Annotated in this window: 13 protein-coding genes; 2 read left to right on the top strand and 11 right to left on the bottom strand. The window is 75.2% G+C overall.

Going from position 1 to position 11,388, the window contains the following annotated elements; genetic code table 11:
- Positions 1–104: 104 nt before the first annotated feature.
- Together O2V61_RS05130 and O2V61_RS05125 are read left to right on the top strand one after the other, a co-directional pair.
- Entirely contained in the window at positions 105–1,067 is a 963-nt protein-coding gene (locus O2V61_RS05130) for a sensor histidine kinase (RefSeq protein ID WP_269182243.1), read from the top strand.
- Positions 1,068–1,286: 219 nt separating this feature from the next.
- On the top strand, positions 1,287–2,585 hold the full coding sequence (locus tag O2V61_RS05125) for a Cache 3/Cache 2 fusion domain-containing protein (RefSeq protein WP_269182242.1): 1,299 nt from the start codon (positions 1,287–1,289) through the stop codon (positions 2,583–2,585).
- Between the two features lie 30 nt (positions 2,586–2,615).
- Here the strand turns inward: O2V61_RS05125 and O2V61_RS05120 are convergent, their stop codons facing one another.
- The 11 genes from O2V61_RS05120 to O2V61_RS05070 form a co-directional block, all read right to left on the bottom strand.
- The gene (locus O2V61_RS05120; RefSeq protein WP_269182241.1) at positions 2,616–3,503 is read right to left on the bottom strand and encodes a type II secretion system F family protein; all 888 of its coding nucleotides are present in this window, start codon (positions 3,501–3,503) and stop codon (positions 2,616–2,618) included.
- Positions 3,503–4,441: a type II secretion system F family protein gene (locus O2V61_RS05115; RefSeq protein WP_269182240.1), complete on the bottom strand. Its 939-nt coding sequence runs from the start codon at positions 4,439–4,441 to the stop codon at positions 3,503–3,505. The genes O2V61_RS05120 and O2V61_RS05115 overlap by 1 nt, the downstream gene beginning before the upstream one ends.
- Positions 4,441–5,751 (bottom strand): CpaF family protein, encoded by a 1,311-nt coding sequence (locus tag O2V61_RS05110; protein ID WP_269182239.1) that lies wholly within the window; start codon positions 5,749–5,751, stop codon positions 4,441–4,443. The genes O2V61_RS05115 and O2V61_RS05110 overlap by 1 nt, the downstream gene beginning before the upstream one ends.
- A 56-nt stretch (positions 5,752–5,807) precedes the next feature.
- The gene (locus O2V61_RS05105) at positions 5,808–6,986 is read right to left on the bottom strand and encodes an AAA family ATPase (RefSeq protein ID WP_269182238.1); all 1,179 of its coding nucleotides are present in this window, start codon (positions 6,984–6,986) and stop codon (positions 5,808–5,810) included.
- On the bottom strand, positions 6,983–7,720 hold the full coding sequence (locus tag O2V61_RS05100; protein ID WP_269182237.1) for an RcpC/CpaB family pilus assembly protein: 738 nt from the start codon (positions 7,718–7,720) through the stop codon (positions 6,983–6,985). Before O2V61_RS05100 ends, O2V61_RS05105 begins: the two co-directional genes overlap by 4 nt.
- 5 nt (positions 7,721–7,725) lie before the next feature.
- Complete coding sequence (locus O2V61_RS05095; RefSeq protein WP_269182236.1) at positions 7,726–8,688, bottom strand: pilus assembly protein TadG-related protein; 963 nt, start codon at positions 8,686–8,688, stop codon at positions 7,726–7,728.
- Positions 8,676–9,098, bottom strand: coding sequence for a TadE family protein (locus O2V61_RS05090; RefSeq protein ID WP_269182235.1), 423 nt, complete (start codon positions 9,096–9,098; stop codon positions 8,676–8,678). The genes O2V61_RS05095 and O2V61_RS05090 overlap by 13 nt, the downstream gene beginning before the upstream one ends.
- A gap of 95 nt (positions 9,099–9,193) precedes the next feature.
- On the bottom strand, positions 9,194–9,415 hold the full coding sequence (locus O2V61_RS05085; protein ID WP_269182234.1) for a Flp family type IVb pilin: 222 nt from the start codon (positions 9,413–9,415) through the stop codon (positions 9,194–9,196).
- 181 nt (positions 9,416–9,596) lie between these two features.
- Complete coding sequence (locus tag O2V61_RS05080; protein WP_269182233.1) at positions 9,597–10,295, bottom strand: prepilin peptidase; 699 nt, start codon at positions 10,293–10,295, stop codon at positions 9,597–9,599.
- An 84-nt stretch (positions 10,296–10,379) separates the two neighbouring features.
- A complete protein-coding gene (locus O2V61_RS05075) occupies positions 10,380–10,871 on the bottom strand; it encodes a class I SAM-dependent methyltransferase (protein WP_442929164.1) in 492 nt (163 codons plus the stop codon).
- 104 nt (positions 10,872–10,975) lie between these two features.
- The coding region (locus tag O2V61_RS05070; protein ID WP_269182232.1) for a LytR C-terminal domain-containing protein at positions 10,976–11,388 on the bottom strand (413 nt) is incomplete at its 5' end.

Raw genomic sequence — 11,388 nt, 5'->3', positions numbered from 1 at the left:
GCGGTCCCGCGGGCCCTGCACAGAGCCGCCGGACCGACATCGGCCTACCGTGGGCCGAGCCCCCGGCCCCAGACGGACCCCGACGAGACGGAAGGACCCACCCCGTGCACGCACCACCGGACCAGCTGGGTCCGGACACGTTCCGGCACGACCTCGTCCTGTACAGCTCCGCCGAGGAGCTGGCCGCCGTCGCCGTCCCGTTCCTGCGGGCGGGCCTGGAGGCCGGCGCTGCAGCCGTCATCACCACCAGCGACCCCTCTGCCGCGATCCTGCGGGACGCCCTGGGCGACGACGAGCGGGTGCACGTGCTGCCGCGCGGCGAGGTGTACCGGGACCGCACCCCGGCCGCGATCACGGCCTTCCGCCGGCTCGCCGAGCGGGTGACCGGGCACGGCCACACCCAGCTGCGGGTGGTCGGCGAGACCTGGTTCGGGCGTACGCCGCGGGAGTGGCTGGAGTGGCAGCGCTACGAGGCGGTGCTGAACGAGGCGATGCGCTCCTGGCCGACCTGGGGGCTGTGCGCCTACGACCTCCGGCAGCTCCCCGACGAGCTGGTCGACTCCGGGCTGCGCACGCACCCGCACCTGGTCGACGCCGGCGGCCGCCGACCCAACCCGCACTTCACCGAGCCGGCCGACTACCTGCGCGCCCTGCCGGTCCCGGACGAGCCGCTGGAGGCCACCGAGCCGCTGCTGCAGGTCGACGACGCGAAGGACTTCGCCGGGCTGCGGCACACCGTCGGCGCCCGGCTGGCGCAGCTGCACGGCTCCCGCGACGCGCTGGAGGACCTGCACCTGGCGATCGACGAGATGAGCGCGAACGCGGTGCGGCACGGCGGGCCGCCGGTCCAGCTGCGGTTGTGGGCGTCGGCCGACCGGGTCGTCTGCCGGATCAGCGACGGCGGCACGGGGATGGACGACCCGTTCGCCGGCTACGGTCCCGCGCACGGCGACGACCTCTCCCACGGCGGGATGGGCTTGTGGCTGGCCCGCCAGCTGTGCGACCACGTGGACGTCGTCGACGGGCCGGACGGGCTGTCCGTGCGGTTGACGACGCTGCTGCGCTGACCGCGCGAGGGCCGCGACCGTCGGCCGGGTCGTGGGATCGTTTCCGCCGTGACCGACCCGGCGCGCCGCTCTCACCAGCACGTTCTCGGTCACCGCACGCCCTAGGCTGACCGCGCGAGCCCGCCGGCGACCTTCGTCCGGCCCCGCCGCTCCTGCACCGTCCCGTTCCGGCACGTGAGGCGAGGCGGGCACGGGCTCGCGTCCGAGAGGAGTCGAGTCGTGCGCTTCCCGTCCTCACGGGGCTCTGCACCGGTGCCCGGCGACGTCGTGTCCGGTGGCCTCGTGTCCGGTGGCATCGCGCCCCTGGTCGAGGAGCCCGCGACCGCTGCCCCCCGTCCGGCGGCGTCCCCGCGCACCCGGCGCCCGCCCGAGCAGGACGACAGCATGGCGGCCGCCGCCCAGCAGGCCGGCGTCCTCTCCTCGGCCAGCCGGGAGGTGTCCGACACCTCCCGGCAGGCCGCCGAGTCGCTGACCGAGCTGCGCTCGGCGATCACGGACATCTCCTCGAGCACCACCCGGGCGTCGACGGTCGCCGAGGAGGCCGTTCGGGACGCCCGCGCGGTCGACGAACGGATCGCCGCGCTGCAGGAGGCCAGCGAGTCGATCACCGAGATGGTGCGGCTGATCGCGGCGATCAGCCAGCAGAGCCGGTTCCTGGCGCTCAACGCCTACGTCGAGGCGGCGCGCGCCGGCGACGTGGGCCGGGGCTTCGCCGTGGTGGCCGACGAGGTCAAGCAGCTGGCCAGCCGCACCGCCCAGGCCGCCGAGGACATCGGCGCGCAGATCGAGGCGGTGCAGTCCGAGACCCGCCAGGCGGTCACCGCGATCGGCCGGATCACCGGCACGCTCGGCTCGATCGCCGACGCGCAGGACGCGATCGCCGCCGCCGTCGCGCAGCAGCGGGCCGCGACCGACCGGGTGGTGGACAACGTCGACCGGGCGGCCAGCGGGTCGGCCCGGATCACCCAGGCGGTCGCCGAGCTGGCCGACAGCCAGCGGCTGGTCTACGTCCGCCGGGCGCTGGCCCTCGCCCAGGACCTGCTCGACGAGGCCGGCGGGCTCGACGTGGGCGAGGAGGTCCAGGGGCGGACCGTCACCGACCAGGCGACCTCCGCGATGCGCACCGTCCGGCTGCCGGAACTGCTGCTCGGCGGCGAGGTGCTGGCGTGGGACGACGACCCGCGGCACCGGTCACCGCTGGTCGACGACGTGGTGGCCCAGGTCGGCGGCACCTGCACGCTGTTCCAGCGGCTCGACGACGCCGGTGGCATGGTGCGGGTGGCGACCACGGTGGTGACCCCGCAGGGCCGGCGGAACATCGGCACCGCCCTCTCCCCCACCGGCGCCGACGGCAACCGCAACCCGGTGCTGGCTGCGGTGCTCGGCGGGGAGGTCTACACCGGCCCGGCCACCGTCGCGGGCAAGCCGTACTTCACCGCCTACGCCGGCGTGCGCTCTCCCGCCGGCGCGCTCGTCGGCATGCTCTACGTCGGCCTGCCGATCGACGCGCCCGCCTGAGCCGGCGGTCCGCCCCTCAGCCAGGGGCAGTCAGCCCAGGGAGTCCAGGAGACCGAGGGCGGCCGGGCCCAGCAGGACGATCAGCAACGCCGGCAGGATGCAGACCATCAGCGGGAAGGTGACCTTGACCGGCACCTTCATCGCCTGCTCCTCCGCGCGCTGCCTGCGCTTGACCCGCAGCTCGTCCGCCTGCACCCGCAGGACGTCGGCGACCGGGACGCCGTAGGTCTCGGCCTGGTTCACCGCACCGATGAAGCGCTTGAGGTCCGGGACGCGGGTACGCGCGGCCAGGGCGTCGTAGGCCGCGCGCCGCGGCCGGCCGGCAGCCAGGTCGTGCTGGGTGTGCAGCAGCTCCTCCGCGAACACGCTCCGGCCGGTGCTGGCCGCCCGGGCGAAGGCCGCGTCGAAGCCGAGCCCGGCCTCGACGGCGATCATCATCTGGTCCAGGACGTCGGGGAGCTCCCGGCCGATCTGCTCCTGCCGCTCCTGCCCGCGGCTCCACAGGACCGCCTCCGGCAGGTGGTGGGCGAGCACCACGCCGGCCAGGACGGCGAGCGCACCGGGAGCGCTGGGCGCCTCGGCCTGCCACCACCCGCCGAGCAGCGCCACCACGGCCGGCAGCCACAGCTTCGCCCAGAGGAGCCGGGTCATGGTGAAGCCGGAAGGTCGGCCGGCGACGTCGAGCATGCGCCGGACCCGGCGGGCCACCGACTCGGCGGTCAGTGTGCGGAGGAGCGCGCCGGAACCGGTGCGGCGGGCCTCCAGGGTGCCCTCCTCGGGACCGGGTGCCACCAAGCCGTGCGTCAGGTTCTCCCGGACGACAGCGGCGGCGCGACCCGGCCGGGTGAGCGCGAACTGCGCACCGACGGCGAGCGGAAGGATGAGGGCGGCGACGGCGGCCCACACGAGGACGGGCATCAGAACCGCACCGTGACCACGCGGCGCACCCACACGGCGCCCACGACCATCAGCAGCCCGGCGATGCCGAGGAGCAGCAGTCCGGCCGGGGCCGCGGTCAGCTGGCCCATGTAGGCCGGCGACACGAGGGCCAGCCCGCCGCCGAGGACGAGCGGCAGCCCCAGCAGGACGACGGCCGACGCACGTCCCTCCGCCGACAGCGCCCGCGCCTGACGGCGCAGCTGGCCGCGATCGCGGATGGTGCTGCCGACCCGGTCGAGCACCTCGGCCAGGTTGCCGCCGACCTCCCGGTGGATCGAGACCGCCTGCGCGACCCAGCCGAAGTCGTCGCTGCCGGTGCGCAGGGACACCTCACCGAGTGCGGCCACGAGGTCCCGCCCCACCCGTACCTCGTTCAGCACCCGGGCGAACTCCTCCGCCGTGGGGTGGTCGGCCTCCTGGGACAGGACCTCCAGCGACCGGAGCACGCTGTGACCGGCCCGCAGGCTGCTGGCCATCAGCCGCAGCGTGTCCTCGAGCTGGTCGGCGAACCGCACCCGCCGCCGCCGGGCGCGCGCCCGGAGCACGACGACGACCCCGACCGGGACGACCGGCGTGAGCAGAAGACCTCCCAGGACGCCACCGGCCAGACCGCCCAGGACACCCCCGGCCACGGCGCCGACGAGCACCACGGCCAGCAGGTGCGCGGGCTCCCGCTGCACACCCGCACGCTCCAGTGCGGCCACGAGGGCGTCCCGCCGTCCCAGCCGGACCAGCAGTCCGTCACCGACGCGACCGCCGGCCACGGCGACGGCCGACCAGCCGTGCGGCACGGGACGGGCCGTGGGGTCCAGGCGCGTCAGCTCCACCCGCGGCCTGCTCGGCACGAGCAGCAGCGCGACCACCAGACCGACCGCGAGCACGCCGGCGGCCACCCCGGCCCAGGTCAGCGCGTCCATCAGCCCTGACCGCCCGTGAAGGACGGCCGCGGGACGTCGAACACCCGCGACGGCAGCGACACGCCCTGGTCGACCAGCCGGTCGAGGAAGTGCGGGCGCACGCCCGTGGGCACGGCGTGGCCGCGCACCCGCCCGTCGGCGTCCACCCCGGCGGAGTGGTCGAAGCGGAAGGCGTCCTGCAGGGTCACCGTGTCGCCCTCCATGCCCAACACCTCGGTGACGTGGGTGACCCGCCGGGAACCGTCCCGCAGTCGTGAGACCTGGACGATGACGTCGACGGCGGAGGCCACCTGCTCCCGCACGGCGCGCAGCGGCAGGTCCATGCCGGCCATCAGCACCAGGGTCTCCAGCCGGGCGACGGCGTCGCGCGGGGAGTTGGCGTGCACCGTCGACAGCGAGCCGTCGTGGCCGGTGTTCATCGCCTGCAGCATGTCCAGGCTCTCCCCGCCGCGGACCTCGCCGACGATGATCCGGTCCGGGCGCATCCGCAGGGAGTTGCGGACCAGGTCGCGGATGCTGACCCCGCCCCTGCCCTCGATGTTGACCGGGCGGGACTCCAGCCGCACGACGTGCTCCTGCTGCAGCTGCAGCTCGACGGCGTCCTCGATGGTGATGATCCGCTCGGTCTCCGGGATGAAGGAGGAGAGGACGTTGAGCAGGGTCGTCTTCCCGGTGCCGGTGCCCCCGGAGACGATGACGTTGAGCCGGGCCTGGACGCAGGCGCGCAGCAGGTCGGCCAGGTCGGCGGACAGGGTCCCGAACCCGATCAGGTCGTCGATCTGCAGCGGCTGCCGGGAGAACTTGCGGATGGTCAGCGACGAACCGCTGAAGGCCAGCGGCGGGATGATCGCGTTGACCCGGGAGCCGTCCGGCAGCCGGGCGTCGACCAGCGGTGAGGACTCGTCGATCCGCCGACCGACCCGCGAGACGATCCGCTCGATCACCCGCCGGAGGTGCTCCTCGGAGGCGAACCTGGCCGCCGTACGGACGATCCGCCCGCCCTGCTCGACGTAGACCGTGTCGGGGCCGTTGACCATGACCTCGGTGACCGAGGGGTCGTCGAGCAGCGGCTGCAGCGGCCCGTAGCCGAGCACCTCGTCGGTGAGCTCCTGGATCAGCCGGTGCCGGTCGTCGTCCGACAGGGGTGTCTGCTCGAAGGCGATGACCCGGCGGAGGTCCGCCCGGACCATCGCGTGCAGCTGCTCCTCCGGGATGTCGGCGTCGGAGAGCTTGCTGCCCAGTCGCTCGAACAGGGCACGACTGGCGCGGTCCTTGAGCTGGGTGAGCGTGTCCACCTGCGCGGGCTGCACCCGCGGAGCCGAGGCCGGCTCCTCACCACGGGCGTGGGCGAGGCGGTCGCTGAGGTTCATCGGGTGCCGGCCCGACGGCGCGCGCGCCGGCCACGGACCGGGGCGGTGGCAGGGGCGATGCGGGCGAGGAGCGCCTGCAGCCCGCGGGTGACCGGGTCCTTGCCGCCCTTCTCCAGCAGCGGGACCCCGGTGTTCGTCGACAGCGGGACGGCCTTGTGCCGCGGGAGCACCAGGTCCAGGGGCCCACCGATGGTCCGCTCGACGTCCTCGATCGCCAGACCACTGGCGGAGTCGGCACCGTTGAGCACCAGGTGCCGGCGAGCCGGCACCAGACCCAGCTGTGCGAGCACGTCGAGCTCCTTGCGCAGACCCCGCACGCCCGGCACGTCCATGCTGCCCATCAGCACCAGGTCCGTGGCCCGTTCCAGGGCGGTCAGCGTGTGGTCGGTCAAGCCGGGGGCGGTGTCCACGACGACGTTGCGGAACTCGCGGCTGAGCATGTCGACGAGCCGGGCCACGTCGGCGGCGGTGATCGTGTCGCCCGCGGCGGGCGAGTCGCTCCCGGCCACCACGTACAGCCCGGTGTGGTGCCGGCTGAGGTGGGTCTTGAGCACCAGCGGGTCGTTGCTGGCCGCGCCGCGGACAGCGTCGGGCAGGGTGTGCTGGGGCACCAGGGCGAGCGCCCCGGCGACGTCCCCGAACTGCAGGTCGAGGTCGACGACGACCGTCGAGCCGGGCTCGGCCGCGGCCAGCCCGATGGCGAGGTTCGTGGCCACGGTGGTCTTGCCCACGCCGCCCTTCGGCGCGGCGACGACCACCACCCGGCGGGTCGGCGCTGCCGTGGGCGCCGCGCCGTGGGCCGACCGGCGGGCCTGGGCGAGGCCGGTCGCCCGGGTCAGCACGGCCTGCACCGCAGCGGCGTCGGCGTGCGGGGAGAGCACGTCGCGCACGCCGGCCCGCATCGCCTCCTGCCAGAGGTCGGGATCGGGGAAGGCGACGAGCACCACGCTCGTGCCGGGTGAGACGACGTCCACCTGTCCGGCGAGGGACAGGGCGGTCCGCAGCGGGACCTGCGCGCCGAGGACCAGCAGGGCCGGCGCATGCGGGCCCGCCAGGTGGCCGGTCAGCGTGCCCTCGGCGACAGCCTCGGGACCGAGGGCGAGGACGTCGCCGCTGATCTCGTGGAAGGCCGCGCTCAGGGCGTCGTCGACGCCGATGGTCAGGACCGTGCTCACTTCTCGTCCCCCGTGGTCGTGGTGGTGGTGCCGGTGACGAGTACGTCGGCAGAACCGGCGGTGGACTGGAGCGACAGCCACACGCTCTCCTGCTCCATGCCGGCGATCACCGCTCGCGCGTCCGTCTCCGTCAGCCCGAGCGTCACGGTCACCGTCTGGATGGCCCCGGCCGACACGGTGACGTCCGCGCCCGTCGTCCCGCCGGCCACCCGGGTGACCAGCACGTCCCCGACGGCGAGGTCGGTGACGGCGGTCGGGGTGTTCGTCGCCGGGTCCAGGCCGGCCCGGCTGACGAACACGCCCACCCGGTCCCCGGGCGCGAGGACCGCACCCACGGCGCGCTGCAGGTCCAGCGTGAGGCTGACCTCCTGGGTGTCCGGGTCGAGCTCGACCTCCCCGTCGGTGGCCGCGGTCTCCGCCGGGTCGGCGAACCGGGCGGCCATCACCTGGTCGCCGGCGAGCAGGTCGACGGTGGTGGTCAGGCCCCGGACCGCGGCGAGGTCGTCGAGGGAGCCGGTGGCCTTGAGCCGGGCCGGGACCTGCTCCCTCGACACGAGGTCGGCGAGGTCGGCGACGGCAGTGCCGGCCGGGACGTCGGAGTCCACGACGAGCACCGGCACCAGCCGGGCCCCGGCCGCGGCACGGGCGTCGGCCCCGCGGACGTAGCTGACGAGCACGAAGGCGCCGAACGCGGCCAGGGCGAGGGCCGTGAGGGCGGCGAGTACGCGACGCATGGTGGTCATCCCTGCAGGTAGACGGAGCGCGCGCCCAGGTCGGGCGCTGTCGAGGTGGGGTTGGTCGTGGCGTCGGACTGCTGCGCGGCGTAGGTGAACCAGCCGAACAGGGCCGGGTCGCCGTAGTTGTAGACGTCGTAGCCGGTGATGTGGAACGCGGCGTAGCTGTGCACGTGGATGGCACCGCTGGGGCTGATGGAGTCCCAGACCGGGAAGAGGATGTCGCTCCCGATCAGGCTGGCCAGGTAGGCGTTGCTGCAGCTCGCGGGCATCCCGCTGCTGTACATCTGCGGGTAGGCAGGGATCGTGGCGCCGAGGGTCGACGTCGTCCGGCAGACGCTCGGGCTGTCCGGGGTGGTCAGGGCGTAGCCGCCCTTGACCGTCGTCCCGTTCGGGCCCGCGCACGACTGGTTCATGGTCAGGCCGTTGATCCGGTGCGCGGTCTTGTTGGTCAGCGGGTACCGGGCGACCTGCGCCCGGTACTCGCACCAGGAGATGGCCAGCGGGAAGTTGGCCCGGCCGCGGGTGGTCGTCGCCCAACCGGCGGTGGCCGAGGCGGTCACCCGGGTCGAGTCGTGGCCCAGCACCGGGGCGAACCAGTGGGCCTGGTCGGCGCGGACCGTGACCGTGACCGACCCGCCGGAGCTGGTCAGCGCAGGCGCGCTCACCGTCGGGGTGCCCAGCGTGGCGCCGGCCGCATCGGCCGAGCCGGCGTTCGCGGCCAGCGCCGACGTCGCCGTGGCGACGGTGTTGCCGCAGCTGCCGCGGGCGCAGTCCAGCGCGACGGCGATCGCCGCCGCGTCGGCGGCGTTCCGCAGCTGGGCCCGGTCGGAGTAGAGGGAGGCGACGTCGACGGCGATGGCGCCGAGGCCGAGGATCGGCACGATGAGCAGGGCCACCAGGACGGCGACGGCACCGCGCTCGTCGGCCAGCCGGGCTGCCCCGCGCCGGCGGGTCAGCCCCCGCATCGCATGGCCGCCCGTCCGGTCAGATCGACGCCGGTGCGCCCGAGGAACCCCGAGACGAACTCCTGCCGGTGCCGGATGGTGACCGTCACGGCGGTGGTCGCCGAGGCGCCGGTGCAACTGCTCGGACTGATGGTGATGGCCGAGCTGGGGACGCCGAGCTCCGCGGCCGCGTTCTGTGCGGCGGAACGGGCCTGGCCGACGTCGTTGGCCAGGGCCATGGTGCGGGCACCCTCCCGGGCCGCCGCGGACAGGGTCGCCTGCGCGTTGAACGCCCGGCTGTACTCCACGATCCCGAGCAGCAGGACGAGCAGCACCGGCACCACCAGCGCGAACTCGACGACGGCAGCACCGCGCTCACCCAGCAGGCGCTGGGCGGTGCGGTGGCGTCGCCACGCGGTCGGACCGGACACGGACGTGCTCCTGTCAGGAGAGGGAGGTGACCCGAGGACGGCGGCGCGCACGACCGGCCGCGCCGCCGGAGCCCCGGTGTGGTCGAGCCTCAGGATCAGAAGGTGATGGCCTCGAACATGGCCTGGATGCGGCCGCGGAGGCCGATGATGACGCCGATCAGCGCCACGGCGATGAGCCCGACCAGGAGGGCGTACTCGACGGCCGAGGCGCCCGTCTCCTCCTCCTTGAGGGCCTTGAGCCGGCCGGTGACCCGGTCGGCGGCGCGGTCGGCGGTCAGGTAGGACAGCGTGCACAGCGTCTGGAACAGCGAGCTCACGATGGTCTCCAGGGACTGGACCGTCGCCTGATCGGGTCGGGTGACCCGGACGCGGCCTCACCCAGGAGTTCGGCGGTGGGCAACGGGTCCCACAGTCCGAGCCCGTTCGGCTGACCCGAACGGGTGATCCCCGGTGGCGCACGGTGAGGGCAGCCCGTTCCCGCGCCCGGAGGGGACCCGTTCAGGCGAGGGTGAGCACCCAGTCCTCGGCGAGCAGCGCGGCGACCAGGGCGCCGGTGAGCAGAGCAGGCCCGAACGGCAGCCCGGTCCGGCGCCCCACCCGCCGGGTGGCGAGGAGCGCGAGCCCCACCACCGCCTGCAGCAGGAAGCCGAGGAAGACCCCGGCCAGGACGACGGGCCAGCCGAGCCACCCCAGGTACAGGCCGAGCAGGGCGGCCAGCTTGACGTCGCCCATCCCCAGGCCGCTCGGGGAGATCAGCGCCATCGCCAGCAGCACCGTGAAGGCCGCTCCCCCGGCCAGCACGGCCCGCCCCAGGCCCGGCCAGTCCCCGCCTGCCCCGGCGGCGACGGTCAGCAGGGCGAGGCCGCCGAGCAGCCCGGGCAGCAGCACCCGGTTGGGCAGCAGCTGCTCGCGCAGGTCGACGACGGTCAGCAGCAGCCCGACCGCGACGAACCACAGCCACGCGGGGAGCTGCGCCGTCCAGCCGAACCGCAGGGTCACCGCCGCAGCGCACAGCGCCCCGGCCAGCTCGGGCCACGGGGCGCCCACCGCCCGCGCCCGCCGGTCGACGCGGACCGCGACCGCGCCCTCGTCGGCCTCCGCCCGGCGGGGGGCGACCAGCGCCAGCGAGTCCGCGACCCGGCCGGCGAGGACCCCACCGACCCCGGCGACCACGACGGCGAGCAGGGCGCCGCTCACGTCAGGCGGGGCCGGGTCGGGTGCAGCACGCCGCACAGGGTGACACGCGCAGACCGCTCCCCCGGGCAGGCGCGAGGTGGCCGGCTACGCGCGCTCGTGCCTCGCGGCCAGCACCAGCCAGCGGTCCTCGGCGTCGTCGAGGTGGGTCACCTGCCATCCGGTGCGGGTGAGCAGCTCCCGGACCCGGGGTTCGCTGCGCACGTCGTCCGGGGTCAGCGTCCGGCCGTGCCGCCGGGCCAGCGCGGCGCGGCCGACCGGGTGGAACAGCCCCAGCCGGGCGCCGCCCGCGGCGACCCGGGCCAGCTCGCGCAGGCCGGCGTCCGGGTCGGGCAGGTGGGAGACCAGCCCGGAGGCGAAGACGACGTCGAAGGACCGGTCCGCGAACGGCAGCCGGGTGACGTCGCCGCGGACCAGCCGCGCCAGCTCCCCGCGGCCGCGCCGCCGGGCCTCGGCGAGCATCTCCGCGGTCAGGTCCAGGCCGACGAGCAGGCCGGCCGGGCCGGTGGCGGCGCGCAGCACCGGCAGGGCCCGCCCGGTGCCGCAGGCCGCGTCCAGGACGGCGTCGTCGGGCTGCACCCCCAGCTCGGCGACGGCCCGCTCGAACCGGGGCCCGTCGTCGGGGAACCTCTCCTCCCAGGTGGCGGCCCGGGAGCCGAAGAACGTCTGGGTGTCGCCCCCGTTCAGTCGGTCTCCTCGGCGGGTGCACCGTCGCAGGCCTCGCCGACGAGCGTGGCCATCGCCTCGACGAGCGAGGCCGCGTCGGCCGAGCCCAGCACGACGGTGAGGTGCTCCCCCGTCGCCGCCCGGAGCAGCGGGACGGCGCCGAGCGGCTCGGCCAACTGCCGCACCTGCTCCTCCTGGCCGTCGAGGTGCTCGATCGCGGAGGTGGCGACCTCGGCGGTGCGGACCGTGCCGAGGGTGAGGCCGGCGTCGGTGAGGAACCGGGTCACCGACTCCACCAGGGCCGGGTCACCGGTGCCGTCCACCACGTCGACGACGACCGGCTCGAACTCCACGCCGCACGGGACCGGCTCGACGCTCGGCTCCGGCTCGGGGGCCGGGGCGGACGTCGGCGGGGTCGCCGGCTCCGGGC

Source organism: Modestobacter sp. VKM Ac-2985 (assembly GCF_026967925.1).
Taxonomy (GTDB): Bacteria; Actinomycetota; Actinomycetes; order Mycobacteriales; family Geodermatophilaceae; genus Modestobacter.
The sequence above is the reverse complement of the archived record's forward strand: the minus strand, read 5'-3'. Positions and strand labels throughout refer to the sequence as shown.

Coding starts and splice junctions, on each gene's coding strand:
- O2V61_RS05100 (WP_269182237.1), bottom strand. CDS start 7,720: ATGCGTCGCGTACTCGCCGCCCTCACGGCCCTCGCCCTGGCCGCGTTC.
- O2V61_RS05120 (WP_269182241.1), bottom strand. CDS start 3,503: ATGCCCGTCCTCGTGTGGGCCGCCGTCGCCGCCCTCATCCTTCCGCTC.
- O2V61_RS05095 (WP_269182236.1), bottom strand. CDS start 8,688: ATGCGGGGGCTGACCCGCCGGCGCGGGGCAGCCCGGCTGGCCGACGAG.
- O2V61_RS05115 (WP_269182240.1), bottom strand. CDS start 4,441: ATGGACGCGCTGACCTGGGCCGGGGTGGCCGCCGGCGTGCTCGCGGTC.